Origin of the sequence: Mycolicibacterium sichuanense (genome assembly GCF_033741125.1) — a bacterium.
Classification (GTDB): Bacteria; Actinomycetota; Actinomycetes; order Mycobacteriales; family Mycobacteriaceae; genus Mycobacterium.
This window is the reverse complement of record NZ_JAWQPU010000004.1, coordinates 290,702-316,463: the sequence shown is the minus strand read 5'-3', so window position 1 is coordinate 316,463 and position 25,762 is coordinate 290,702. Positions and strand designations below refer to the sequence as shown.

General features: G+C 69.2%; 26 protein-coding genes and 1 pseudogene. 5 read left to right on the top strand and 22 right to left on the bottom strand.

Annotation, left to right across the window (positions count from 1 at the left end):
- Positions 1-4 precede the first annotated feature (4 nt).
- The 5 genes from SBI80_RS14855 to yajC all read right to left on the bottom strand — a co-directional run bounded on the left by SBI80_RS14855 (position 5) and on the right by yajC (position 5,778).
- Positions 5-553, bottom strand: a complete 549-nt coding sequence (locus SBI80_RS14855) for an adenine phosphoribosyltransferase (protein WP_318975544.1) — start codon at positions 551-553, stop codon at positions 5-7.
- Positions 550-2,205 (bottom strand): ABC transporter substrate-binding protein, encoded by a 1,656-nt coding sequence (locus SBI80_RS14850; RefSeq protein ID WP_318975543.1) that lies wholly within the window; start codon positions 2,203-2,205, stop codon positions 550-552. The genes SBI80_RS14855 and SBI80_RS14850 overlap by 4 nt, the downstream gene beginning before the upstream one ends.
- A gap of 7 nt (positions 2,206-2,212) precedes the next feature.
- Positions 2,213-3,502: a protein translocase subunit SecF gene (secF, locus tag SBI80_RS14845; protein WP_318975542.1), complete on the bottom strand. Its 1,290-nt coding sequence runs from the start codon at positions 3,500-3,502 to the stop codon at positions 2,213-2,215.
- A gap of 2 nt (positions 3,503-3,504) precedes the next feature.
- A complete protein-coding gene (secD, locus tag SBI80_RS14840; RefSeq protein ID WP_318975541.1) occupies positions 3,505-5,316 on the bottom strand; it encodes a protein translocase subunit SecD in 1,812 nt (603 codons plus the stop codon).
- 69 nt (positions 5,317-5,385) lie between these two features.
- Positions 5,386-5,778, bottom strand: a complete 393-nt coding sequence (gene yajC / locus SBI80_RS14835) for a preprotein translocase subunit YajC (RefSeq protein WP_318975540.1) — start codon at positions 5,776-5,778, stop codon at positions 5,386-5,388.
- A 359-nt stretch (positions 5,779-6,137) separates the two neighbouring features.
- On the opposite strand from yajC, the gene gabT reads away from it, so the two are divergent.
- Complete coding sequence (gene gabT / locus SBI80_RS14830; protein ID WP_318975539.1) at positions 6,138-7,478, top strand: 4-aminobutyrate--2-oxoglutarate transaminase; 1,341 nt, start codon at positions 6,138-6,140, stop codon at positions 7,476-7,478.
- 66 nt (positions 7,479-7,544) lie between these two features.
- Here the strand turns inward: gabT and SBI80_RS14825 are convergent, their stop codons facing one another.
- Positions 7,545-8,252 carry a hypothetical protein gene (locus tag SBI80_RS14825; RefSeq protein WP_318975538.1) on the bottom strand — a complete coding sequence of 236 codons (708 nt, stop codon included), beginning with the start codon at positions 8,250-8,252 and terminating at the stop codon, positions 7,545-7,547.
- Positions 8,253-8,406: 154 nt separating this feature from the next.
- Here SBI80_RS14825 and SBI80_RS14820 point away from each other — a divergent pair.
- Positions 8,407-9,501: pseudogene (locus SBI80_RS14820) on the top strand (GGDEF domain-containing protein); the annotation flags it as partial.
- 32 nt (positions 9,502-9,533) lie between these two features.
- Here the strand turns inward: SBI80_RS14820 and SBI80_RS14815 are convergent.
- The 5 genes from SBI80_RS14815 to SBI80_RS14795 all read right to left on the bottom strand — a co-directional run bounded on the left by SBI80_RS14815 (position 9,534) and on the right by SBI80_RS14795 (position 12,608).
- On the bottom strand, positions 9,534-9,920 hold the full coding sequence (locus tag SBI80_RS14815) for a DUF1304 domain-containing protein (protein ID WP_318975537.1): 387 nt from the start codon (positions 9,918-9,920) through the stop codon (positions 9,534-9,536).
- A 16-nt stretch (positions 9,921-9,936) separates the two neighbouring features.
- Positions 9,937-11,001 (bottom strand): Holliday junction branch migration DNA helicase RuvB, encoded by a 1,065-nt coding sequence (ruvB, locus tag SBI80_RS14810; protein WP_318975536.1) that lies wholly within the window; start codon positions 10,999-11,001, stop codon positions 9,937-9,939.
- A gap of 3 nt (positions 11,002-11,004) precedes the next feature.
- A complete protein-coding gene (gene ruvA, locus SBI80_RS14805) occupies positions 11,005-11,595 on the bottom strand; it encodes a Holliday junction branch migration protein RuvA (RefSeq protein ID WP_318975535.1) in 591 nt (196 codons plus the stop codon).
- A complete protein-coding gene (gene ruvC / locus SBI80_RS14800; protein ID WP_318975771.1) occupies positions 11,592-12,146 on the bottom strand; it encodes a crossover junction endodeoxyribonuclease RuvC in 555 nt (184 codons plus the stop codon). Before ruvC ends, ruvA begins: the two co-directional genes overlap by 4 nt.
- Before the next feature lie 120 nt (positions 12,147-12,266).
- Positions 12,267-12,608, bottom strand: coding sequence for a hypothetical protein (locus SBI80_RS14795; protein WP_318975534.1), 342 nt, complete (start codon positions 12,606-12,608; stop codon positions 12,267-12,269).
- Between the two features lie 123 nt (positions 12,609-12,731).
- On the opposite strand from SBI80_RS14795, the gene SBI80_RS14790 reads away from it, so the two are divergent.
- The gene (locus SBI80_RS14790; RefSeq protein WP_318975533.1) at positions 12,732-13,004 is read left to right on the top strand and encodes a hypothetical protein; all 273 of its coding nucleotides are present in this window, start codon (positions 12,732-12,734) and stop codon (positions 13,002-13,004) included.
- A complete protein-coding gene (locus SBI80_RS14785; RefSeq protein WP_318975532.1) occupies positions 13,004-13,666 on the top strand; it encodes an NAD(P)H-binding protein in 663 nt (220 codons plus the stop codon). Before SBI80_RS14790 ends, SBI80_RS14785 begins: the two co-directional genes overlap by 1 nt.
- A 1-nt stretch (position 13,667) precedes the next feature.
- Here the strand turns inward: SBI80_RS14785 and SBI80_RS14780 are convergent, their stop codons facing one another.
- Both SBI80_RS14780 and SBI80_RS14775 read right to left on the bottom strand, forming a co-directional pair.
- Entirely contained in the window at positions 13,668-14,423 is a 756-nt protein-coding gene (locus SBI80_RS14780; RefSeq protein WP_318975531.1) for a YebC/PmpR family DNA-binding transcriptional regulator, read from the bottom strand.
- 59 nt (positions 14,424-14,482) lie between these two features.
- Positions 14,483-15,106 (bottom strand): TetR/AcrR family transcriptional regulator, encoded by a 624-nt coding sequence (locus SBI80_RS14775; protein WP_318975530.1) that lies wholly within the window; start codon positions 15,104-15,106, stop codon positions 14,483-14,485.
- A 63-nt stretch (positions 15,107-15,169) separates the two neighbouring features.
- Between SBI80_RS14775 and SBI80_RS14770 the strand changes: the two genes are divergently transcribed.
- Positions 15,170-16,885, top strand: a complete 1,716-nt coding sequence (locus tag SBI80_RS14770) for a CocE/NonD family hydrolase (protein ID WP_318975529.1) — start codon at positions 15,170-15,172, stop codon at positions 16,883-16,885.
- Positions 16,886-16,902: 17 nt separating this feature from the next.
- Here SBI80_RS14770 and pdxT read toward each other — a convergent pair whose 3' ends face one another.
- The 9 genes from pdxT to thrS form a co-directional block, all read right to left on the bottom strand.
- The gene (gene pdxT, locus SBI80_RS14765) at positions 16,903-17,484 is read right to left on the bottom strand and encodes a pyridoxal 5'-phosphate synthase glutaminase subunit PdxT (protein ID WP_318975528.1); all 582 of its coding nucleotides are present in this window, start codon (positions 17,482-17,484) and stop codon (positions 16,903-16,905) included.
- Positions 17,481-18,329, bottom strand: a complete 849-nt coding sequence (gene tesB, locus SBI80_RS14760; RefSeq protein WP_318975527.1) for an acyl-CoA thioesterase II — start codon at positions 18,327-18,329, stop codon at positions 17,481-17,483. The genes pdxT and tesB overlap by 4 nt, the downstream gene beginning before the upstream one ends.
- Positions 18,330-18,332: 3 nt before the next feature.
- Positions 18,333-19,238: a pyridoxal 5'-phosphate synthase lyase subunit PdxS gene (gene pdxS / locus SBI80_RS14755; protein WP_318975770.1), complete on the bottom strand. Its 906-nt coding sequence runs from the start codon at positions 19,236-19,238 to the stop codon at positions 18,333-18,335.
- A gap of 72 nt (positions 19,239-19,310) precedes the next feature.
- Positions 19,311-20,336 (bottom strand): NUDIX hydrolase, encoded by a 1,026-nt coding sequence (locus SBI80_RS14750; RefSeq protein WP_318975769.1) that lies wholly within the window; start codon positions 20,334-20,336, stop codon positions 19,311-19,313.
- Positions 20,336-21,505 (bottom strand): glycosyltransferase family 4 protein, encoded by a 1,170-nt coding sequence (locus tag SBI80_RS14745; RefSeq protein ID WP_318975526.1) that lies wholly within the window; start codon positions 21,503-21,505, stop codon positions 20,336-20,338. Before SBI80_RS14745 ends, SBI80_RS14750 begins: the two co-directional genes overlap by 1 nt.
- A gap of 6 nt (positions 21,506-21,511) precedes the next feature.
- Entirely contained in the window at positions 21,512-22,441 is a 930-nt protein-coding gene (locus tag SBI80_RS14740; RefSeq protein ID WP_318975768.1) for a phosphatidylinositol mannoside acyltransferase, read from the bottom strand.
- Positions 22,442-22,470: 29 nt separating this feature from the next.
- The gene (gene pgsA / locus SBI80_RS14735) at positions 22,471-23,151 is read right to left on the bottom strand and encodes a phosphatidylinositol phosphate synthase (RefSeq protein ID WP_318975525.1); all 681 of its coding nucleotides are present in this window, start codon (positions 23,149-23,151) and stop codon (positions 22,471-22,473) included.
- Positions 23,148-23,699, bottom strand: a complete 552-nt coding sequence (locus SBI80_RS14730; protein WP_318975524.1) for an ATP adenylyltransferase — start codon at positions 23,697-23,699, stop codon at positions 23,148-23,150. Before SBI80_RS14730 ends, pgsA begins: the two co-directional genes overlap by 4 nt.
- Positions 23,700-23,701: 2 nt before the next feature.
- A complete protein-coding gene (gene thrS / locus SBI80_RS14725; RefSeq protein ID WP_318975523.1) occupies positions 23,702-25,744 on the bottom strand; it encodes a threonine--tRNA ligase in 2,043 nt (680 codons plus the stop codon).
- Between the last annotated feature and the right edge of the window lie 18 nt (positions 25,745-25,762).

The window sequence follows — 25,762 nt, the reverse complement described above, 5'->3', positions numbered from 1 at the left end:
TCCCTCAGACCACGTACAGGCTGGTGACCTCTAGTTCTGGCAGTTTGGCCCGGCCGCCGAGGGCCGACAACTCCAGGACGACGGCCGCCGCCGTCACGGTGGCACCGCCGGTGCCGAGCAGCTTGGCGGCTGCCTCGAGCGTGCCCCCCGTCGCCAGCACGTCGTCGACCAGCAGGATGCGCAGGCCATCGAGCTGCAGTCCGTCGGCCGGGATCTCCAGCGTCGCGGTCCCGTACTCCAGCGCATAGGTCTCACCGTGTACGGGGGGCGGCAGCTTGCCGCCCTTGCGGACCGCCAGCACGCCGGTGCCGAGGCGCGTCGCCACCGCGGCGCCCAGCAGGAACCCGCGAGCGTCGATGCCGGCCACCAGGTCGACGTCGTCGGCGACGCAGGCCAGCGCGTCGGTCACGGCCGCAAGGCCCCGCGCGTCGGCCAGCACCGGGGTGAGGTCCTTGAACTGGATGCCGGGCTCCGGGAAGTCCGGTACCTCGCGCATCAACGATGCGATTACCGTGGCCACGCCCCCCTGCTGTTCGGAAGCCGTGTCGGTCATCGCGCCAGCGCCCAACGGTCCATGTTCCATCCCGCTCCCCATCGCGTCGGATTGCTGCTCACCGCGGACATCTTCGTCGACACCAGCAGCGTGCGCTGTTGGCGGTAGAGCGGAAGGGTCGGCATGTCGCCCCACAGTACGGGTGCGCCCTCCCCGAGCAACCGGGCCAGCTCCTTGGGGTCCGACGTCACGGCCAGCGCACCGATGACGCCGTCGACCTCCTCGTTCGCATACCCGGACAGGTTGTTGCCATTGCCGCTGAACAGGTCGTAGGCGTCCATCGCCGAGGAACCGGTCGACCCGCTGCCGGCCGCTCCCCCCGTGCTGGCGAGCAGCACGTCGATCTCGTTGTCGCGCAACGCCGATGGTCCGATCTTCTCCGACGCGGCGTCCTGCACGGCGATGCCGGCGGGCTGACAGGCCTTGGCGATGGCGCCGACGGTGGCCGCCAGCCGGGCGTTGGGGCTCTGGTAGCCGATGCGCACGGTCAGGGGCCGCCCGCCGATCGCGTCCCTGGCCGCCATCGGGTTGGACGTGCTGAACTGACCACCCTCCGCAGCGCTCTCGGCGGCGGTGATCGAATCCTCGGCGGTCGGATTGAGCCGACTGTTGGCGATCGGCACCCCGGCATTCTGCGCGATGAGATCCCGCGGCGTGCACAGCGCCAGCGCCCGGCGCGCCGCCTCGTCAAGCAGGGATCCGCTCGGAGCGAAGATCAGCTGCTCGATGCCCGCCGAGGGGCTGTCGGTGCGGGTGTAGTCCCCGGGCAACGTCAACGTTCCCGACGATCCCGCCGCGATGTCGACGACGTCGTACTCCCCCGAGTGCACGCGGTCCTGGACGTCGGCACCTCGGGGCCACACGACGATCTTCGGTGTGACGGGTTTGGCGCCCCACCACTTGTCGTTGGCCACCAGGACCACGGCGCCGTCGGCGCGGACCTCGCTGAGCTCGTAGGGACCCGAGGACGGGAAGCGCTTGAGGTCGAGATCGGGCCCCAGGTTCCAGGTGGTGTTCCACAGCTGCGCGATGCGGCCGATCGTGGGCAGGTCACCGGACTGCAGCGCGGCCGTGACGGCTCCGTCGCCGGCGCCGAGCTCGTCGGCGATCACGTGCGAGGGCATCATCGACGTCGCGGCGAAGAGCTGACCGAAGTCGACGAAGCCGCGGTCCTGGGCGAAGGACACCCGGGCCTTCTTCTGCCCGGGTGCGCAGTCGACCGACGCGACGTCGCCGTAACCGGCCCTGCTCGCGGCGTCGAACCCGGGGAACCGACCGGATTGCGCGGCCCACGCCAGGACCATGTCATCGCACGTGATTGGTTTGCCGTCGGAGTACACCGCGTCGTCGCTGATCTGATAGTCCAGCACCAGCGGCGTGCGTCCGACCACCGCCACGGTGCCGAAATCGCGGTCGCCGACGACCTGACCCTCCGGCCCGTGGTAGTTGAACCCCGTCAGTACGCGTGCGAACGCCTGCGGCCCCGCCGACGCGGCGCCCACCACGGTGTTGGTGTTGTACGTGACAAGCGTGCCGTCGACCGCATAATCGATCTCGCCGGCTCGGCTGCTCGAACACGACGACAGCCCGACGGACCCGACCAGAAGGATTACGGCCGCCAGGATCGCGGCCCGCCGAGGTCGGGCTGTCATCGAGGACTTACCGCCGGGAGTTCCGCTTACCCGATGGCCGGCCCGTGGGGCGAGCCGGCTTGGCACCAGGCACCGGCTTCTCCGGGGCCGGGGTGGTCGTCACGGGCCGGGCGGCCGACGTCACCGACACCTTCTCCGGCTCACCGGACGCCTCGGAGGCCACGTCGCCGTCGGCCGACCGCGCCGGGGAGCCCTTGCGCCGGTTGGTAACCCGACGGGTGTGCGTCCGCACCAGATCGGTGCGCTCCCGCATGGCCACCAGCAGTGGGGTGGCGAAGAAGATCGACGAATACGTGCCCACGATGACGCCGACCAGCTGCACCAGCGCGAGGTCTTGCAGCGTGCCGACCCCGAGCAGCCACACGGCGATGACGATGAGCGCCATGATGGGCAGCACCGAGATCAAGCTGGTGTTGATCGACCGCATGAAGGTCTGGTTGATCGCCAGGTTGGCCTGCTCGGCGAACGTCCTTCGGGTGGTGTGCTCGAACCCGTGCACGTTCTCCTCGACCTTGTCGAACACGATGACCGTGTCGTACAGCGAGAAACCGAGGATCGTCAGCAAACCGATGACCGTGGCGGGCGTGACCTCGAAGCCGACGAGTGAGTAGACACCGGCCGTGGTGATGACGTCGAACACCAGCGCCGCCAGCGCCGCGGCGGCCATGTACCGCTCGTAGCGGATCGCGATGTAGACCGCGACGAGCGCGAGGAAGACCACCAGCGCGATGATCGCCTTCTGGGTGATCTGTCCACCCCAGGTCTCCGACACGTCGGAGCTGCTGACCTCGTCCTTGCTGGGTTGGCCGTTCGGACCCTTGGGCTGGAACGCGTCGAACAGCGCCGTCCGCAGTTTGTCGTTGTCGCTGTTGCTCAGCTTCTCGGTGCGGATCTGGATGGTGGCCGAACCGCCGTTGCCGACCTGGACCACCGACTCGGGCCCCTTGCCGAGCGTCTTGGAGAAGACGTCCTCGACCTGCTGCGTGGTGACCTGGCCGTGCGTTCCCGACGCCGGCAGCGACACCTTGGTGCCGCCCTCGAAGTCGATGCCGAAGGTGAACCCGCGCAACAGGATGCTGGCGAGCGCAATCAGGATGATGGCCCCACTGATGCCGAACCACAGCTTGCGCTTGCCGACGACGTCGAATGCGCCGGTACCCGTGTATAGCCGGACGAAGAAGCCATGCCGCGGAGCCGCCGCACCCGATGCACCCAGTTCGACCGCCGAGCTCGCATCGTCGAGCTCGACCGCGCGCCCCTCGTCGTTCACGTCATCAGTGGATTCGTGCTTTGCCATGTCTACCTACCTCCTGCCGAGGTGGTGGCGGCGGCCCGGCGCTCGCGCGCGATCTGCTGCACCGCACCGAGGCCGTTGAACGCCGGCTTGGACAACATCGACGACTTGGACGACAGGTACACCAGCGGCCACGTCACCAGGAACACCACCACGACGTCGAGGATGGTGGTCAGGCCGAGAGTGAACGCGAAGCCCTTCACCTGTCCGACGGCCAGGATGTAGAGCACCACCGAGGCCAGCAGCGTGACCGCGTTGCCCGACAGAATCGTCTTGCGGGCACGCGCCCAGCCTCGCGGTACCGCCGACCGGTAGGACCGCCCCTCGCGGATCTCGTCCTTGATGCGCTCGAAGAACACCACGAACGAGTCGGCGGTCGTGCCGATGCCGATGATCAGACCCGCAATGCCGGCGAGGTCCAGCGTGTATCCGATGTACCTGCCCAGCAGCACCAGGATGGCGTAGACCATCGCGCCGGAGGCGACCAGTGACAGCGCCGTCAGCAGTCCGAGCACGCGGTAGTAGAGCAGGGAGTACAGCAGCACCAACGCGAGTCCGACGCCGCCGGCGATCAGACCGGCCCGCAGCGAGGTCAACCCGAGGGTGGCCGACACGGTCTCGGCCTCCGACGACTCGAACGACAGCGGCAGCGAGCCATACTTCAGGACATTGGCCAGTTCCCTGGCGGAGTCCTGGGTGAACTGCCCGGTGATCTGCGTGCGGCCGCCGGGGATCGCCTCATTGATCTGCGGCGCACTGACCACCTGCGAGTCGAGGGTGAACGCGGTCTGCGTACCCACGTTCGCCGCGGTGAAGTTGGCCCAGATGTCGGCAGCCTGGCTCTTGAACTGCAGGTCGACGACGTACTCGCCGCGCTGCTGGTCCAGACCCGAGGATGCACTCTCGATCTGCTCACCGCTGATGATCGACTTGTCCAGCAGGTACACCGTCTTGTGGTCCTGCGAACACGTCACCAGGGGCAGGTTCGGATCGTCGTTGCCGGCCAGCACGTCCTCGTCGTTGCAACGCGTCGCCTGGAACTGCAGTGCGAGCAGCTGGATCTGCTGGTCGGTGCTCTGCCGCAGCGCCTTCTCGTCGGAGATCCGCTGAGCCAGGTCGGCGGGTTTCTTCGGCGGCGCTGGCGCGGGAGCGGGTGCCGGACCCGGGGCGGGCGCTGGGCTCGGCGCCGGCGTCGGGGCCGGTTCCTCTGGATAGGGCCGCGGCTGCGGCGCGGGCGCGGGCGGTGCCGGTTCACCGGATGCCGGCGGAAGGCCGGCCGGCTGGCCCGGGTTGGGCGGAACGATCGGGGCCTCGGGTTCGGCAGGCGCGATGGCCGGCATGCCCGGGGGCAGCCCCGGCATGCCGGGCAGTCCGGGCGCTCCACCGGGAGCACCCGGGGCGCCACCTGGCGCTTGACCGGCCGGCTGCTGACCGGCGGCCGGGATGGCGTGGATCACGGGCCGGATGTAGAGGCGCGCGGTCTGCCCCAGGTTGCGGGCCTCGTTGCCGTCGTTGCCGGGAACGGTGATGACGAGGTTGTCGCCGTCGACGACGACCTCGGAACCGGACACGCCAAGCCCGTCGACACGGGAGGCGATGATCTCCTGCGCCTGGGCGAGCGATTCACGGGTGGGACGCGAGCCGTCCGGGGTGCGAGCCGTCAGGGTGACGCGGGTGCCGCCCTGCAGGTCGATGCCCAGCTTGGGCTTGGCTTGCTTGTCTCCAGTCAGGAACACCAGCAGATATGCCCCGACGAGCAAAACCAGGAAGAGCGTCAGGTAGCGGTAGGGATGCACCGGCGCCGAAGGCGATGCCACGTTCTTGGTTCTCCTCAGATCGGTACGTCAACCCGCAAAGAGTACGGGGTCGCGCTGTGAGCTCGGCCGTCAGTCTTTGGTGCGTCGGTCCGGATCCGACGTGACCTCGGTTCCGGTGCTGGGCCGGTCGAGTTCGATTCCGGTCGAGCCGTCGGTCACGTCGTCCACGTACTCGTACTCGTCGTCGGCATCCTCGTCGGCATCCTCGGCCACCGTCTTCTCCTTGACGGCCAGCTTCAGCATGGTGACGACGACACCGGGTGCGAGCTCGACGTCGACCTTCGAGTCGCCGACCCGCGTGATGGTGCCGAACAGCCCGGCGGTGGTCATGATCTCGTCGCCGACGACGAGCGAGTCGTGCAGGTTGATCGTCGCCTGCATCGCCTTCTTCTGGCGACGGGAGGCGAAGAACATGAAGGCGCCCATGATGACGAGCAGTGGGACGAAGATGGCGAGATCCATGGCAGCTCTGACTTCCGTATCGATTTTCTGGTCATGACGCCCGGGACGGATGCAGTCACGCGGGGGCCTCGTCCTGCACCAGTGTGCCATCACCGTGCCCCGCCGCTGACCGCCCCCAGTGGGAGGACGAAGCCGTTAGCGGCACTAATCGGTTGCCGGAGTTCGGTTCGGCGACCAGGGGTGCGCGACCGAAACCGCAGGGGAATCGTCCTGGCAGTGCGTAATCCGTCACTCCGGGGTGGACATACCGAGGTTTCCGTTCGCGTCGCCAAGCGCGGCGACTACTCTTTGACCGGACGTGACGCCGACCCTCCCCCGGCATCCCCCTTCCTCGGCCACCCTCTCGCAGGAGTCATGACGTGAGCATCATCGAACAGAGCCGCCACCTCGCCACCACGATCCCCGGCCCGAAGTCGTCGGCCTTGATCGAGCGCAAGACCGCCGCGGTCGCACGCGGCGTCGGCAACACGATGGCGGTGTACGCGGCCCGCGCCGGCGGCGGCATCGTCGAGGACGTCGACGGCAACCGCCTCATCGACCTTGGCTCCGGCATCGCGGTGACCACCATCGGGAACGCGTCCCCGCGCGTCGTCGAGGCCGTCGCGGCTCAGGCCGCCGAGTTCACCCACACCTGTTTCATGGTCACCCCGTACGAGGGGTACGTCGCGGTCTGCGAACAGCTCAATCGCCTGACACCGGTGCTGGGCGAGAAGCGTTCGGCTCTGTTCAACTCCGGGTCGGAGGCGGTGGAGAACGCCGTCAAGATCGCCCGCAGCTACACCCGCAAGCAGTCGGTCGTCGCGTTCGACCACGCCTACCACGGCCGCACCAACCTCACGATGGCGCTGACCGCCAAGTCGATGCCCTACAAGCACGGATTCGGCCCGTTCGCCCCCGAGATCTACCGCGCTCCGATGTCCTATCCGTTCCGCGACGCCGAGTTCGGCAAGGAGCTGGCGACCGACGGCGAACTGGCCGCCAAGCGCGCGCTGACCATCATCGACAAGCAGGTGGGCGCCGACAACCTGGCCGCCGTCATCATCGAGCCAATCCAGGGTGAGGGCGGCTTCATCGTGCCCGCCGAAGGCTTCCTGCCGACGCTGCTGGATTGGTGCCGCAAGAACGACGTCGTCTTCATCGCCGACGAGGTGCAGTCCGGGTTCGCCAGGACCGGCGCGATGTTCGCCTGCGAGCACGAGGGCATCGACCCCGACCTCATCGTGACCGCGAAGGGCATCGCGGACGGGCTGCCGCTGGCCGGTGTGACGGGTCGCGCCGAGATCATGGACTCCCCACACGTCAGCGGCCTGGGCGGGACCTACGGCGGCAACCCCGTTTCGTGTGCCGCCGCGCTGGCCACCATCGAGACCATCGAGAGCGAGGGCATGGTCGCGCGGGCCCGCGAGATCGAGGCCTACATGAAGCAGCGGCTCGGTCGCATGCAGGCCGACGACGATCGCATCGGCGACGTCCGTGGCCGCGGCGCGATGATCGCCGTGGAACTGGTGAAGTCCGGCACCACCGAACCCGACCCAGACCTGACCAAGGCACTGTGCGCGGGCGCGCACGCGGCCGGCGTGATCGTGCTGTCCTGCGGCACCTACGGCAACGTGCTGCGCTTCCTGCCTCCGCTGACGATCAGCGACGAGCTGCTCGACGAGGGCCTGGACGTGATCGCCCTGGTGCTCAAGGACCTCTGACGCGGGAGCCACCGCAACGACCACGCGCGCGTCAGGCGCGTGCTGATCTGAACCGGGTAGTCGGCGTCAGTGCGTAACCGGCGTCGGCGTGGGGTCGTTGCGCCGGCCGCTCAGCCGGTCGCGCCACGTCCGCACCCGCTCGACGTCGGTCGAGGGCCGGCGGGTGTCTGCGGTCGGAATGTGGGTGGTCACGTCGTCGTCCACTCGGTCCTCGGTGCGGGCGCCGACGCGGTCGTCGACGTGCTGCTCACTGGCCCTGGCCTCCGCAGCACGCCGTGCGTATCCAACGTCGCGCACGCTGCGGACCGAGAGCCGGCCGAGGGCCATCGCGCCCAGGAACACGATCAGCGCACCAAGGCCGTAGAAGTAGGTCAGTTCGAGCCAGGCCGCCTTGGTGTCGGTACTCGCCACGGGCCGGCCGATCTCACCGATGGTCAGCGTGGTCGCGACGACCCGGCCGACGACCAACCAGCCACCGGCGATGACGCTGAGCCAGCCGCCGAGCATCGCCGCCGCCCGGTTGCCCGAACGCACCAGGATCAACCCGCCGATCACCGCGACCACGCCGGGCAGCACCTCGAGCCAGCCGCGGGCGGCGCTCCAGCCCGAGCCGAGGGCCGGGTTGTAGGCGAAGTCGAACGCGGGCCCGACGAACGGCACCAGCGCGCCCCACAGCCCGAGCAGGATCACCAGGAACCCGCTGGCCGCACCCCGGCTACGCGGGATGCGCATCCGCCCAGCGGCAACGGCTTCGTCTCGCGTGGCTCGACTCATGATGGCCTCCTCGTTTCGGGCCGGAATACCCGTTCGCCGGCGTTCCTAACGTAGGTCGCGAACCGGGCCAGCCGGGTGTCGAAGACCTCGGGCAAACTCCGGGCCGTTCAAGTACCATCCGTCCACGGGGAGACTTGGCCATGCGGGCCGGTCGATGCGCAGCCGCGTCGACACTGGGAGACAAGGGCAAACTCGCAACGTGGAGTGGATTCGCCATTGGTGGCGACAGCCCGATCACTATCAATGGCTGTCGGCGTACTTGGCCGTCCGCAACCTTCGACGGTTCACCCGCTACATGATGGCGACGATCGTGATCGCCCTCGGGGTGGTCCCGGTGCTCATGCTGATGAGCCCCGCCGGCCCGACCGGCACGGTGTCGCGGAGCCTATCGCTGCTGGCCTCTGGCACCGCCGCGACGATGGCGCTGCTGTGGCTGCTGCGGTGGCCGACGCGCACGCAGTCGATGTCCTTCGTGGTGGTGGCGAACCTCGTCATCGCGACGACCTGTCTCAACGGCGCATGGCCGGGTGCGGGCATCCAGGGTTGCGCATCGTTCGCTGCGCTCGCAGGTTACGTCGCCCTCTTTCACACGGGCCGATGTCTGGCGTTCACGTTGGCGATCGCGATGGTCACGACGCTGGTCTGCGCCGGGCAGATCGCCGCCGCGGGGGACGCCGCGCTGGCGATGAGCAGACTGCTGGTGCTGACCGTCAGCATCCTGGCGGTGCCGTTCTGCGTCCAGGTGCTGATCCACTTCCTGCGGTTGGACGCTCTGAAGTCGGACACCGATCCCCTCACCGAACTTCCCAACCGGCGAGCGTTCCAGCGCTCGGTGCGGGCGCTGGCCGCCGAGTCCAGCCGGGACCGGGTGGCGCACCTGAGCATCGTCATGGTCGACCTCGACGACTTCAAGCGGATCAACGACACGGCCGGACACGCAGCGGGCGACCAGACGCTGGTCGCCGTCGGCGGCATCCTTCGGCACGTCCGTCGAGGCGATTCCGTCGTCGCGCGCATCGGCGGTGAGGAATTCGTCGTCGCGGTCTCCGGGGACCGCCGGGACGCCATCGGTCTGGCCGAGCGGATCCGTCGGGAGATCGCCGCCACCCCGTTGCGCGTCACCGCCAGCATCGGCGTGGCCAGCGCTTCGCTGTTCCGCGCGCCGGCGGCCGAGATCCCCGCTCAGGTCGACCGGCTCGTCGAATCCGCAGATCGTGCGATGTACCGGGCCAAGCGATCGGGCGGGGACCGCGTCCACGTGGTCGGCCGCCCCAGCGACGTCTACGTAGAGAAGCCGATCACGAGCAGCACCACGGCAACCAGCGGCAAGGCGCCCTGGGTCACCGCCGACCGCGCCTTGTCCGGCGCCGACGCCAGGAGCACCGCGGCCGCAGCCAGCATCGAGCCGACGCCCGCGAACATCAAGGCCGCGCCGACGCGCATCCCGCCCGAGATCGTGAACGCGATGCCCACCAGGGTCACGACGGCCAAGAAGAGGTTGTAGAAGCCCTGGTTGAACGCCATCAGCTTGGTGGTCTCGGCCTCTTCGGCGGTGGTGCCGAAGGTCGCGCGGGTGCGCGGTGACGTCCACTGGAACGACTCGAGGATCCAGATGTAGACGTGCAATAACGCGGCCAGTCCGGCGACGATCGCACCGGCAGTGATCATGTTTCGTCCTCCGTCGTCATTCGAACAGCCCCGGCTGCCCCAGCGTCACACCGCTTGGCGGAGCCATGCCCAGATGCGTCCACGCCTGTGCGGTCGCCACCCGTCCGCGCGGCGTGCGGGCAATCATGCCGGCACGCACCAGGAACGGTTCGCACACCTCTTCCACCGTGGTGGCCTCCTCGCCGACGGCCACCGCCAGCGTGGACACGCCGACCGGGCCGCCCCCGAAGCTGCGGGTGAGCGCCGAGAGGACCGCGCGGTCGAGGCGGTCGAGACCCAGTTCGTCGACGTCGTAGACCGCGAGCGCAGCCTTGGCGATGTCCGTGGTGATGACACCGTCCGCCCGCACCTCGGCGTAGTCGCGGACCCGGCGCAGCAGCCGGTTCGCGATACGCGGGGTGCCACGGGAGCGACGGGCGATCTCGGCACCGGCATCCTCGCCGACCTCGATGCCGAGGATGCCCGCCGATCGGGCCAGCACGCGTTCCAGCTCGACGGGTTCGTAGAAGTCCATGTGGGCGGTGAAGCCGAACCGGTCGCGCAGCGGTCCCGTCAGCGCACCCGATCGCGTGGTCGCTCCGACGAGGGTGAACGGCGCCACCTCGAGGGGGATCGACGTCGCCCCTGGGCCCTTGCCCACCACGACGTCGACGCGGAAGTCCTCCATCGCCAGGTAGAGCATCTCCTCGGCGGGCCGCGCGATGCGGTGGATCTCGTCGATGAACAGCACGTCGTGCTCCACCAGGTTGGAGAGCATGGCAGCGAGGTCCCCGGCCCGTTCCAGTGCCGGTCCGGAGGTGACGCGCAGCGAGGTCCCGAGCTCGGCGGCGATGATCATCGCCAACGACGTCTTGCCGAGGCCGGGCGGACCCGACAGCAGGATGTGGTCCGGTGTGCCACCACGGTTCTTGGCGCCCTCGAGCACCAACTGCAGCTGTTCCCGCACGCGGGGTTGACCGATGAACTCCCGCAGCGACCGCGGACGCAGGCTGGCGTCGACGTCCCCCTCGCCCACTGTCAGTGCGGCCGACACCTCGCGATCGGAGGTGTCCTCGTGATCGTCGGAGTCGAAGCGGCCCATGCGCTACTTCCTTCCCAGCATGGACAGCGCGGCGCGCAGCGCGCTCGACGTCGTCGCCTCGGGGTCGTCGGCCAACACCTTGTCGGTGGCCTCCTCCGCCTGCTTGGCCGCGAAGCCGAGCCCGACGAGGGCCTCCACCACCAGGCCGCGGACGGCGTGCCCGCCACCGCCGACACCACCCGACGCGGACGCCAAGGCTCCGATCTTGTCGCGCAGTTCGAGCACCATGCGCTCGGCCCCGCGCTTGCCGATGCCCGGTACCCGGGTCAGCGCCGTGACGTCACCGTCGGCCAGCGCTTGGCGCAGGGTCTGGGCGTCGTACACGGCAAGGGTGGCCAGCCCGATCTTCGGTCCCACCCCGGAGACGGACAGCAGCGTGGTGAACAGGTCGCGCGACTCGGCATCGGCGAACCCGTACAACGTCATCGAGTCCTCGCGCACGATCATCGCGGTGATCAGGCGGGCCTCGGTGCCGCGCCGCAGCGTCGCCAGCGTCGCGGGCGTCGTCATGACCTTGTAACCCACGCCCGCAGCTTCGATGACCGCGTGGTCGAGCGCGATGTCGAGCACCTCGCCACGCACCGACGCGATCATCGGGCCGCCTTGAGCTTGGCCCGATAGGCCTTGCGCTGCTCGGCGGCCATCGCCTCCGCTGCGGCCATCCGCGCGATCATGGGCGCGCGCCAACAGTGACAGATGGCGAGCGCCAAAGCGTCCGCGGCGTCGGCCGGCGTCGGCTTCGCTTGCAGCGCAAGGATTCTGGTGACCATCTCGGTGACCTGAGCCTTGTCGGCGCGACCGTTGCCGGTGACGGCGGCCTTGACCTCACTGGGGGTGTGGAAGTGCACGTCGATGTCACGCCTTGCCGCGGCCAGGGCGATCACGCCGCCGGCCTGGGCGGTGCCCATCGCGGTGTTCGCGTTGTCGTTGGCGAACACCCGCTCGATGGCGAGGACGTCGGGGACGTGGGTGTCGAGCCAGTGCTCCACGGTGTCGCTGATGGTCAGCAGCCGTTTGTGCAGGGGCTGATCCGACGGGGTGCGCACCACGTCGACGTCAAGCGCGATCACCTGGCGGCCGCGGCCGCTCTCGATCATGGACAGCCCGCAACGCGTCAGCCCAGGGTCGACGCCCATCACCCGCACTGCGCTTCCCCAATCACCGGTCACCAATCACGAAGGCACTCGAACTCCCGAACAGCTGTTCGATACCTTAGCGGTTCCGGCCGACCCCGACGGGTAGCGACATACCCCCGGTGCGCCGCGTCAGTAGACGACGGCGTGGGACTCCGGCTCACCGTCCGGCGGAGCCGGCGCACGCAGCTCGTCGACGATCTCGGCCATCCGCCGGCGCGACTCGGCCCACCCCTTCACCTTCTCCGAGCGCACCGTCTTGCCCTTGCGCCGGACCTTGATCGTCCATGGCGAGAGCGTCAGCACCTTGCCCGACAGCCAGATCGGCCAGGCGATCAGCATGCCCGCCGTGATGAGGAATCCGATCCAGAAGAGGACACCGGAATCATTGGAGTCCCAGAGCACTTCACCGAAGGGCCACCACGTGCGTCGTACCGACCATCGCACGCCCTCGGCATCGCGGAACCACGGCATGCGGGCATTCAATCAGAGGGGACCGCACCGCGTGGACGCGACGACGGCGCGACGACCGCCCGCGAGATCGGCGCGTTCCTCGTCGGCCGGGATGAGCGGGACGGCCGGGGCTAGCGTGGTGGGGTGACCGTCCTCGAGTCCCCCATTCCCCGGTTCCATCTGGCCGTGCCCATCGACGACCTGGCGGCGGCCCGCCACTTCTACGGCACCGTGCTCGGGCTTGCCCAGGGCCGCAGTGCCGACGACACCGCCTTCGTCATCGAGCCATACCTTCGGTTCGAGAGCCAGACCGGTGAACAATGGACGATGTTCCTGCTGGATCCGGCCGGAAATGCCCTGGAGTTCGAGGCGTTCGTCGACGACTCTCAGGTGTTCGCAACGGAAGGAGATCGGTGATGCGCGTCGTCATCGGAGGTGGTCACGGAAAGATCGCACGCATTCTCGAGGGGCTGCTCGCCGAGCGCGGTGACGCCGCCGTTGGCCTGATCCGCAACCCGGCCCACGCCGAGGACCTACGTGCCATCGGCGCCGAGCCGGTCGTGGCCGACCTCGAACACTCCTCCGTCGACGACGTGGCCGCACACCTCACCGGTGCGGACGCGGTGGTGTTCGCGGCGGGCGCGGGTCCTGGCAGCGGGATCGAGCGCAAGACCACCGTCGATCGCGACGCCGCGATCCTGCTCGCCGACGCCGCCGAGGCGGCCGGGGTGCACCGCTACCTGATGATCTCCGCGATGGGCGCCGACCGGCAAGCACCGGAGGAGTCCGCCGACCCGGTATTCGCCGCCTACCTGCGGGCCAAGGCCGAGGCCGACGCCGCCGTCCTCGGCCGCGGCGCGCTCGTCGCGACGATCGTGCGGCCCGGCCTGCTGACCGACGAGCCCGGCACGGGACGGGTGCGGGTAGCCGAGTCGACGGGCCGCGGCAGCATCCCAAGGGCGGACGTCGCCGCGATCCTGGCGGCACTGCTCCACGCGCCAAGGACCGGGGGCCTCACCTTCGAAGTCATCTCTGGGGACACCACGATCGCCGAGGCGATCGCCGTGCTGAGCGGCTAGCTCACTCCTCGTCGAGCTGAGCGGCGACGTCCTCGGGGATCTCGACGTTGGTCCAGACGTCCTGGACGTCGTCGCTGTCCTCGAGCGCGTCGACCAGCTTGAGCACCTTGCGGGCACCCTCGAGATCCACCGGCACGCTGACCGACGGCTGGAAGCTGGCCTCGGCCGACTCGTAGTCGATCCCGGCATCCTGAAGCGCCGTGCGCACCGCGGTCAGATCCGTCGGCTCGGAGATCACCTCGAAGCTGTCGCCAAGATCGTTGACGTCCTCGGCGCCGGCCTCGAGCACGGCGGCCAGCACGTCGTCCTCGGTAAGGCCGTTCTTCTCCAGCGTGACGACGCCCTTGCGGGTGAACAGGTAGGACACCGAACCGGGGTCGGCCATGTTGCCGCCGTTGCGCGTCATCGCCACGCGGACCTCACCGGCCGCCCGGTTCTTGTTGTCGGTCAGGCACTCGATGAGGACCGCGACACCGTTGGGGCCGTAGCCCTCGTAGGTGATGGGCTGCCAATCCGCGCCGCCGGCTTCCTCACCGGCGCCACGCTTGCGGGCGCGCTCGATGTTGTCGTTGGGCACCGACGTCTTCTTGGCCTTCTGGATGGCGTCGTACAGCGTCGGGTTGCCGGACGGGTCACCGCCACCGGTACGCGCGGCGACCTCGATGTTCTTGATCAGCCGGGCGAACTCCTTGCCGCGGCGGGCGTCCTTGACGGCCTTTTGGTGCTTGGTGGTGGCCCACTTGGAATGGCCGCTCATGCAGGTACTACCTCTTCTTCTCTACTGCGAGGGGATGCTCTATGGCGAAGTCCGATCGATCAGTCTACGTGCTGCGACGTGGGTTCGGCCGCGAGCTCCCCCTCGACGTAGCGCTGCAGATTCGGGGCGACGGCACCGACGAGCTCGTCGTCGTTCATCGAGGCGATCGGTTCGACCCGCCACACGTAGCGCATCAGCGCCAGGCCCATCATCTGCGACGAGATCAACCCGCTGCGCACTGCGCGGTCACGGTCGTCGGTACCGAGCTGGGACACGCCCATCAGGCTGCCCTCCACGATGCGGCGCAGCTTCTCCCTGGTGGACTCCTCGTGCGCGGCGGTCAGGAGCACTGCGCGCAGCACCGGCCCGATCTCGTCGTCCGCCCACGCGCCGAGCATCAGCCGCAGCAGCGCGGTTCCGAGTTCGCCGGGCGCCGTGCTCCAGGTCGCCGCGACGGCGTCCAGCCACCGCTGCGGTGGGGTCGTCGCGGCGTCGAGCAGCCCCTCCTTGGAACCGAAGTAGTGGTAGATCAGGGCGGGATCGACGTCGGCGGACCTCGCGATGGCGCGCAGAGTGGTGCCCGCCCACCCGTGGGTGGCGAACTCATCGCGGGCGGCAGCGAGGATCCGCCCCGACAACACGCCCCTCTCGTCGCGAGGACCGGGCGGGGTCTTCTTCGGCATCGCAGCAGCCTAACAAGGGTTTCCCCTTGCGTTGAGACTATGTTTCAACGTAGCGTGAGACTCATGGCATCGACGCTGCTCAACGGTCCGCAAACCACCGGCCGGGACTATCGTCAACTCAGCGAACCGACGCACCGCGTCCACCACGACCACGATCTCGCCATCCCGATGCGCGACGGCGTCGACCTGCTGGCCGACGTGCACCGGCCCGACGCCGACGGCCGCTTCCCGGTTCTGATCGCGGCCTCCCCCTACCCCCGCCAGATCCAGAACCTCGGCGCGCCCATGGGATTCGTCGAGGCAGGCGACACGGACTTCTGGGTGACCCGGGGTTACGTGCACCTCATCGCCAACGTGCGCGGCACCTGCGGGTCGGGTGGCGAGTTCGGCTTCTTCGACGCCCAGGAACGCCGCGACATGTACGACCTCGTCGAGTGGGCCGCCAGCCAACCCTGGTGCGACGGCAACGTCGGCATGATCGGCATCAGCTACTTCGCGATGACCCAGCTCGAGGCCGCCGTCGAACGCCCCCCGCACCTCAAGGCGATCTTGCCGCTGGCCGTCACCGCAGACCTCTACGAGGCGGCCACCCACCACGGCCTGGTGAGCTCGTCGTTCATCACGCCGTTCCTGTCCATGGTTGGTCTGACCTCCGGGCGCAGCAGCGCGTTCTGGCGCAGTCCGCCACTGGAATTGGCGCGCAAGGTGCTGCACGCTCCCCCGTTGCACCGGCGGTTCGGCACGATGAACGGGGAGGCTGCGGTGACCATGCTGCGCCAGATGCTCAAGCTGCCCCACGACCCGCACCCCTGGGACGACCTGTGGCTTGACGTCGTGGTGAAGCACCCGGTTCGCGACGACTGGTGGGACGACCGGGATCTCAGCGGCCTGCTCGACCGGATCGAGGTGCCGGTCTATCTCGGTTGCGATTGGGAGAACGTCCCGCTGCACCTGCCGTCGACGTTCGTCGCATGGAAGGCGTTGGCGCACAACCCGAACGTGCGGATGGGCATGCTGGGACGATACGGCCTGACCTGGCCGTGGGAGAGCCTGCACACCGAGGCGCTGGCCTGGTACGACCACTGGCTCAAGGGCCGCGACACCGGGATCATGGACGGGCCGCCCATCCGGTACGTGCTGCCCGGCGACGACGGCTGGCGCACTGCCGACCGGTGGCCGCCGGAGGAATCCTCACTGGCCGAGTTCGCCCTGCGTGCCGACGGCACGCTGGCCGGGGACGAGGGGGAACCCGGGACACGGGAATACCTGACGCTCGGGGCGGGCCTGGGCCGGGTCAAGCCCAGTGCGATCGATCCCCCCGCGCTGCTCACGTGGACCAGCGCCCCGCTGGCCGACCCCCTCGACGTGGTCGGCGACGTGGAACTGCGGTTGACCGCCTCGGCGACCGCCGCCGACACGGCCTGGCTGGCGACGTTGCAGCACGTCGCCGCCGACGGCACCGTCGAGGACGTCACCGCCGGCTGGTTGCGTGCCAGCCTGCGCGAGGTCGACGAGGCCGCCAGCGTTCCCGGCGCCCCGGCACTACCGTGCCGCGTCGCCGTGGCAGTGCCGATCGGCTCGGTCGTCGAGTACCGAATTCCGTTGGTGGGCAACGCACGTCGCTTCGCGACCGGGGACCGCATCCGGCTGGTGCTCACCAGCGACGACCAGGATCCCCAGACGCCGGCGATCATGGCCTTCCGGCACGCCAGCGTCGGGACCAGCAGCCTCAACACCGTGTACTCGTCGTCGCGGCTGCTGCTCCCCACGCTCCAGTGAGCCGGTCTCGCGAATCGCTAGAGGGACTCGACGAACAGGCGGTGCACGCGGCGGTCACCCGTCATCTCGGGGTGAAACGCCGTCGCCAGCGTCCGTCCCTGTCGCACCGCGACCGGATGACCGGAGGCGCGCGCCAGCACCTCGACCGACGGGCCAACGCGTTCCACCCAGGGCGCCCGGATGAACACGGCGTGCACCGGATCGTCGAGCCCGACGAAGTCGACGTCGCCCTCGAAGGAGTCCACCTGCCGGCCAAAGGCGTTGCGCCGCACCGTCATGTCGATCCCTGCGAGCGGCAGTGCCTCCCGGCCGGGAACCCCGGCGTCGGCGATCTCGGTAGCCAGCAGGATCATCCCCGCGCACGATCCGTAGGCCGGCATGCCGTCGGCCAACCGCGTCCGCAGCGGCTCCAGCAGGTCGAATTCGGCCAGCAACTTGCTCATCGCGGTCGACTCACCCCCGGGGATCACCAGGGCGTCCACCGCGTCCAGTTCCGTGCGACGGCGCACCGTCAGCGCCTCGGCCCCGGCTTCGGTGAGCGCAGCCAAATGCTCCCGGGTATCGCCTTGCAGCGCAAGGACACCGACGCGGGCGGTCACGTGGCGGTGGGCGTGAAGTCGCGCTTGTAGCGGGTCAGCCCCTCCTGCATGACCGCGGCGACCATCTCGCCGTAGCGGTTGAACAGCTTGCCCTGCGTCAGGGAACGCCCCCCGCACGCCGAGGGCGAGGATTGGTCGTACAGCAGCCACTCGTCGGCGCGGAAGGGCCGCATGAACCACATCGCGTGATCGAGGGAGGCCACCATCAGGTGAGGCCGCTCCTCGACGTGGTTGACCTGCGCCGACCCAAGCAGGGTGAGATCGCTGAGGTAGGCCAGTGCGCAGATGTGCAGCACGGAGTCGTCCGGCAGTGGATCGCGGTGCCGGAACCACACCTGCTGCTGCGATGCCACGCCCGGCAGGTAGCTCATCTGATCGCGTGGGACGATCCGGACGTCCCACTCGTCGAACTGCCGAAAGCTGGCGTCGTCGAACACCTTGCTGGCCGACTTGAAGTCCGGGATGTCGTCAGGCGGCGGCGCCACGGGCATGGCGTCCTGGTGCTCGATGCCGCTCTGGTCGGTCTGGAACGACGCGGACATCGAGAAGATCGTCTCGCCGTGCTGGATGGCCGTCACCCGGCGGGTGCAGAACGACCCGCCGTCACGGATGCGTTCGACGGTGTACACCGAGGGCGACCTGGCGTCTCCACCGCGCAGGAAGTACCCGTGCAGGGAGTGCACCTGGAACCGCGGATCCACCGTGCGCACGGCCGACACCAGCGATTGGCCGGCGACGTGGCCGCCGAACGTGCGCTGCAGGAATCCGGACTCGGGGCTGAACACGCCCCCGCGGTAGATGTTGACCTCGATCTGCTCCAGATCGAGGATCTCTTCGATCGACAAGGGTTACCAGCCGCGTTCGGCCAGCCGGTGCGGCTGCGCGATGTCCTCCACGTTGATGCCGACCATGGCCTCGCCGAGCCCGCGCGACACCTTGGCGAGCACGTCGGGATCGTCGTAGAACGTGGTGGCCTTGACGATCGCCGCCGCGCGGGCCGCGGGGTCGCCGGACTTGAAGATGCCGGACCCGACGAACACGCCCTCGGCACCGAGCTGCATCATCATGGCCGCGTCGGCGGGGGTGGCGATGCCGCCGGCGGTGAACAGCGTCACCGGCAGCTTCCCGGCCCTGGCCACCTCGACGACCAACTCGTACGGCGCCTGCAGTTCCTTCGCGGCGACGAACAACTCGTCCTCCGACAGCGAGCCCAAGCGGCGGATCTCCCCGCCGATCTTGCGCATGTGGGTGGTGGCGTTGGACACGTCACCGGTGCCGGCCTCGCCCTTGGAGCGGATCATCGCCGCACCCTCGGTGAGCCGGCGCAGCGCCTCGCCGAGGTTGGTCGCACCGCACACGAAGGGCACGGTGAACTTCCACTTGTCGATGTGGTTGGCGTAGTCGGCGGGCGTGAGCACCTCGGACTCGTCGACGTAGTCCACGCCGAGGCTCTGCAGGATCTGCGCCTCGACGAAGTGACCGATGCGGGCCTTGGCCATCACCGGGATCGTGACCGCGGAGATGATGCCCTCGATCATGTCGGGGTCGCTCATGCGCGAGACCCCGCCCTGAGCGCGGATGTCGGCGGGCACGCGCTCGAGCGCCATGACCGCGACGGCGCCGGCGCCCTCGGCGATGCGCGCCTGCTCGGGCGTGACGACGTCCATGATGACGCCACCCTTGAGCATCTCGGCCATCCCGCGCTTCACGCGCGCGGTGCCAGTCTGCGAGGTATCAGCGGATTGCACGGCTATCTCCTCCAAATCAGTACTGATCGAGTGTAGTGGGCGAGCCAAATCGGTTTGATCCGCAGCGCACCCCGGTACCTATCTGATCGACTGCAGCTCCCGGGCCGCCCCCTCGGAGCCGCCGCCGACCAGCGCGTTGGCCTCGGCGAGGAGCTCGCCGAGCTGCAGTGGATAAACCGTCTCACCGCGCTGCACCAGCGCCGCGATGGCCTCCTCGTCGCACCAGCGGTGGCCGTGGATGGTGCGGTTCTCCAGCGACGTGAAGCCGGCGGTCGACGGCTCGAAGCGCAGCGTGCGGTGCACGAAGAAGATCTCCTCGCTGCGGATCACCGACCCGTTGAAGTCGAAGACCGCCTCGCGCTTCCACACCGGCCCCACCAGCTCGGTCCGGTCGATGCGCAGGCCCGTCTCCTCCGCCAATTCGCGGACGGCGGCGTCGGGCAGGCTCTCACCGGGCTCCACCGCCCCGCCGACGGTGAACCACCATCGGGGCGCGGAGTCGCTCGATGGGTCGGAGCCGCAGAACAGCAGCACGTACCCCAGCTCGTCGAGCAACACGATGCGCGCCGAGGTGCGCTTGTGTAGCTGCTTGCCGACGGCGCGCTGAGCGGCCCGTTCGACGATCTCGAAATAGGTTGGCATCGCGGCGGTTCCACCGAGGTGCAGCCATCGCACCAGGCGTCGCTCGCGTAGCGCGAGGGTGTCGCGGACGGCATCGTTGTGGAAGCGGCGGGCCAGCAGCACGCGCGCCTCGGCGTCGGCCATCTCGGCGACGAGCGCCACCGGCAGGGTCGCCGGATCCACGGCCGCGAGTGCGGTCGAGAGTTCGTTCTCGGCGGCCTCGCGGGCGTGCCGAGGGGCCCGTTCGGCGGCGTCGGCCAACGCGGCGAGACGACGGCCCGCCGCGCCGTTGCCGTAGGCGTCGGTGGCGACCGCCCGGGCGACGACGGCCCTTCTGGCCAGGATGCCGTCCAGGGCCTGCCAGGACAGGTCGTAGCGGACGTGCAGGCGGTCCAGTCGGTGCGCGGTTTGAAACGCCCAGATGCCACCGACGATCAACACCGCCGCCAGCAGCACCAGGACGACGATGCCGAGCCAGATGATCACGCCAGCTCTCCCGCCGCCGCCTTGCGGTCCCGGATGCCGGCGGAGCCGGCCACCCGGACCTTCGTGCCCGCACCGGCGACGGTTTCGTAGACCCGCAGGATCTCGTGCCCGACCACCGACCAGTCGTACCGGCGCACCGCATCGCTCGCCGCCTCGACGTATCCGCGACGGGCGTGCTCGTCGGTGAGCACCTCGATCAGCGCCTGGGCCAGCGCGGCAGAGTCGTCGACCGGGACCAGGCGGCCGGCTGAGCCGTCCTCGAGCACCCTGCGGAATGCGTCGAGATCGCTCGCCACCACCGCGGTGCCCGCCGCCATCGCCTCGACCAGGACGATGCCGAAGCTCTCCCCGCCGGTGTTGGGTGCGCAGTACACGTCGGCACTGGCCATCGCCGAGGCCTTCTCGGCGTCGTCGACCAGCCCCAGGAAGCGCAGGTGCCCGGCGAGGTCGCCGGCCTTCTCGACGAGTTCGTCCTCGTCACCGCGACCGACGATCAGCACCTCGATCTCGGGCAGCGCGGCGACCAGTGCGGGCAGCGCGCCCAGCAGCACCGCCATGCCCTTGCGCGGCTCGTCGAACCGGCCGAGGAACAACACCGTACGGCCGGGGCGGGGATAGCCGTCGAGCAGCGGCGCCGAGGCGAACGACTCGACGTCGACGCCGTTGGGGATCTCGACCGCATCGGAGCCGAGGGCTTCCATCTGCCATCGCCTGGCCAGGTCCGACACCGCGATTCGGCCGACGATCTTCTCGTGCCAGGGGCGCAGGATGCCCTGAAAGACGCTGAGCGTCAACGACTTCGTGGTCGACGTGTGGAACGTCGCGACGATCGGGCCCTCGGCGACCATCAGGGCCAGCATCGACAGGCTCGGCGCGTTGGGCTCGTGCAGGTGCAGGACGTCGAACTCGCCGTCGACCAGCCACTTCTTGACCTTGCGGTGGGTGGCCGGGCCGAACCGAAGCCGCGCCACCGAACCGTTGTACGGGATGGGCACCGCCTTGCCGCCGGAGACGACGTAGTCCGGCAGGTCGGCCTCGGGCGACGACGGCGCCAGCACGCTGACCTCGTGGCCGTAGCCGCGCATCACCTCGGCCAGTTGCAGCACGTGTGCCTGCACGCCGCCGGGAACGTCGAACGAGTAGGGGCACACCATCCCGATCCGCATCGCGACCTACCCGGCGCCGGCGCCAGTGATCCTGGCTCGGCGCTCCTTCGACAGGTCGGCGAGCCACTGCGGCTGGAGCATGTGCCAATCGGCGGGGTGGGCGGCGATGTTGGCGCCGAAGCGATCGGCCAGCGCCTGGGTGATGACGGTGACGTCGCCCGACGAGGTGTCCAGTGGGGGCCCGATGAGCGTGGCCGCCACGCCGGGCTCGAAGTAGGAGTGGGCGGGCAGCAGCGCAGCACCGGTGGCCAGAGCCAGCTTGGCCGGCCCCGCGGGAAGCATCGTCGCCTCACCGAACAGGTCGACCTCGACCCCCGACTTCGTCAGGTCCCGATCGGACATCAGGCAGACCAGGCCGTTGCCGCGCAGACGCTCGGCGAGGATCTCGAAGGGCGGGCGGGCGCCCCCGGTCAGCGGAAGCACCTCGAACCCGAGGCTCTCGCGGTAGTCCAGGAAACGTCGGTACAGCGACTCGGGTTTCAGCCGCTCGGCGACGGTGGTGAAGCGGCCGTAGGTGTTGGTGAGCCACACCCCGGACATGTCCCAGTTGCCGCTGTGCGGCAGCGCCAGCACCGCACCGCGACCGGCCTGCAGGGCCGCCGCGACGTGCTCGCCGCCGCGGGTGGCGGCGTCGAGTCGGAGAGCCAGTGCCTGGTGGTCCATCGAGGGCAACCGGAATGCCTCCCGCCAATAGCGCGCGTAGGAGGCCAGCGAAGCACGGATCAGGGTGCTCGGCACCTCGGCGGGGGCCACGCCGACCACCCGGGCCAAGTTCTTGCGGAGCTGCTCTGGCCCACCGCCCCGCGCCGCGTACCGCGCACCCGTCTCGAACGCGTTGCGCGCTGCGAACTCCGGCATCGCGCGCACCACCCGCCAGCCGGCGGCATAACCGAGGTCGGACAGGTGCTCACCGAACGGCACCCGGACACCCCGCACGCTCGGCAGTCCTGCCGACGACGGGGTGCTCACGGCTCGCTCGCTTCCTCTGCGGAATCGTTGGGCGGCTGGGGTTTGGTGTCCAGCGGCGCGGTGGCACCGGGCGAGGTGCGCACGGAGTGCAGCCGCTGGCCCAGCGTGACGAGGCTGGCCACCGCCAACAGCCACATGGCGACGTGCAGCAGCCACGGCACGTGCAGGAACGACACCCCGGACAGGCCGGCGCCGACCAGCACGATGATCAGGCGCTCGGGGCGCTCGATGAAGCCACCGTCGCCCTTGAGGCCGTTGGCCTCGGCTCTGGCCTTGACGTAGGAGATGACCTGCGAGGTGACCAGCGAGATCATCGTCGCGACGGCGAGGGAGGCGTTGTGCGCCCCGAAGGCCGCCCACCAGAGCAGGCCGCAGAACACGGCGCCGTCGGCGATGCGATCGCACGTCGCGTCGAGCACTCCCCCGAAGGCCGTGCTGAACCCGCGTTCGCGGGCCATCGCCCCGTCGAGCATGTCGGCGAGGACGAAGACGAACACCGCGAACGCACCCCACCACAGCTGCCCGATCGGGAACAGGGTGAGCGCCGCGATCACGGTGCCCGCGGTGCCAATGATGGTGATGCCGTCCGGGGTGAGCCCCAGCCGCAGTGAGGCCTTGGCAACCGGGCGGCTCAGCTTGGCGTACGCCGCCCTCGTCAGCAGGTAGAAGTCACTCACGACTGCGCTTCCCACTCGGTGGCCAGCAGCTGACGGGTGTCGCGCAGCAGCTGCGGGATGACCTTCGAATCGCCGATGATCGTGATGAAGTTCGCGTCGCCACCCCACCGCGGCACGATGTGCATGTGCAGATGCTCGGCGAGGCTGCCGCCCGCCGAGTGTCCGAGGTTCAGCCCGACGTTGAAGCCGTGCGGCCGCGACACGGCCTTGATGACGCGAATCGCCTTCTGCGCGAACGTCATCAGCTCGGCACTCTCGGCGTCGGTGAGGTCCTCGAGCTCGGAGACCCTGCGGTAGGGCACCACCATCAGGTGTCCCGGGTTGTACGGATAGAGATTCAGCACCGCGTAGACCAGTTCACCACGGGCGACGACCAGGCCGTCCTCGTCGGACATGGTCGGGATGTCGCTGAAGGGTTCCGACGACGCCGCCGACCCGCCGGACACCTTGGCCTCGGCGATGTAGTTCATCCGGTGCGGGGTCCACAGCCGTTGCAGGTGATCGGGGTCTCCGATTCCTCGGTCGGTGATGGTGTGCTCCGGATCCACTGTCACACCGTGACCAATTCGGCCGTGGGAGCGGCGTTCTCGCGCCGCGCGACCCAGTCGACGATGGCGTCCACCGCGACGTCGCGGGGCACTCCGTTGATCTGCGTGCGGTCACCGAATCGGAAGCTCACCGCACCGGCCTCCACGTCACGCTCCCCCGCGAGCAGCATGAACGGCACCTTCTGGTTGGTCTGGTTGACGATCTTCTTCGCCATCCGATCGTCACTGGCGTCCACCTCGACCCGGATGCCGCGCGCCTTCAGCTGTGCCGCAACGTCTTCCAAGTACGGCACGAACGCCTCGGCGACCGGGATTCCGACCACCTGAACTGGCGCCAGCCAGGCTGGGAACGCGCCGGCGTAGTGCTCGGTGAGCACCCCGAAGAACCGCTCGATGGACCCGAACAGCGCGCGGTGGATCAGCACCGGGCGCTGCCGGCTGCCGTCGGCGGCGGTGTACTCCAGCTCGAAGCGCTCGGGCATGTTGAAGTCGAGCTGGATGGTCGACATCTGCCACGTGCGGCCCAGCGCATCCTTGACCTGCACCGAGATCTTGGGCCCGTAGAACGCCGCACCGCCCGGGTCGGGCACCAGGTCCAGCCCGGAGGCCTCGGCGACCTCGCGCAGCGTCTCGGTGGCCTCGTCCCACACCTCGTCGGAGCCGACGTACTTGTCGGGATCCTTGGTCGACAGCTCCAGGTAGTAGTCGTCGAGACCGTAGTCGGCGAGCAGGTCGAGCACGAAGCGCAGCAGCCTGGTCAGCTCGTCGCGCATCTGCTCGCGGGTGGTGTAGATGTGGGCGTCGTCCTGGGTCATGCCCCGCACCCGGGTCAGACCGTGCACGACGCCGGACTTCTCGTAGCGGTACACCGAGCCGAACTCGAAGAGCCGCAACGGAAGTTCGCGATAGGACCGCCCGCGCGCCCGGTAGATCAGGTGGTGCATCGGGCAGTTCATCGGCTTGAGGTAGTAGTTCTGGCCGGGCTTGCGCACGGTGCCGTCGGCGTCGTACTCGGCGTCGATGTGCATCGGCGGGAACATGCCGTCGGCGTACCACTCGAGGTGCCCGGACGTGACGTACAGGTGCTCCTTGGTGATGTGCGGGGTGTTGACGAACTCGTAGCCCGCCTGCTCGTGCTTGCGCCGCGAGTAGTCCTCCAGCTCGCGCCGGATGATGCCGCCCTTGGGGTGGAAGACGGGCAGCCCCGAGCCCAGCTCGTCGGGGAAGCTGAACAGGTCCAGCTCGACCCCGAGCTTGCGATGGTCGCGGCGCTGCGCCTCCTCGATCAGCTCGAGGTGGCGGTCGAGCGCCTCCTGCGACTCCCATGCGGTGCCGTAGATGCGCTGCAGGCTGGCGTTGGCCTGATTGCCCCGCCAGTAGGCCGCCGAGCTGCGGGTGAGCTTGAACGCCGGGATGTAGCGGGTGGTCGGGATGTGCGGGCCCCGGCACAGGTCGCCCCAAATGCGTTCGCGGCTGCGCGGATTGAGGTTGTCATAGGCGGTGAGCTCGTCACCACCGACCTCCATGACGTCCGGGTCGCCGGACTTGTCGTCGATCAACTCGAGCTTGAACGGCTCGCCGGCGAGTTCCGCGCGCGCCTCGTCGGTGGATTCGTAGACCCGTCGGGAGAACAGCTGACCGTCCTTGACGATCTTGCTCATCCGCTTCTCGAGGGCCTCGAGGTCCTCGGGGGTGAACGGCGTCGGTACGGCGAAGTCGTAGTAGAAGCCGTCGGTGATTGGCGGTCCGATGCCGAGCTTGGCTTCCGGGAACAGCTCCTGCACGGCCTGGGCCAGCACGTGCGCGGCGGAGTGCCGGATGACACTGCGGCCGTCCTCCGTGTTGGCGGGAACGGGGGTCACCTCGACGTCGGTCGGCGCGGTCCACGACAGGTCCCGCAGCCGGCCCTCGGGGTCGCGAACGACGACGATGGCGTCGGGTTCCCCACGCCCGGGGAGTCCAGCCTCACGAATCGCGGCGCCCGCGGTGGTCCCGGCAGCGACCCGGATCGGGGCTGCGGGGGCGAGGCTGGCGGCGGCGGTCATCAGTGGATCTCCTCATCG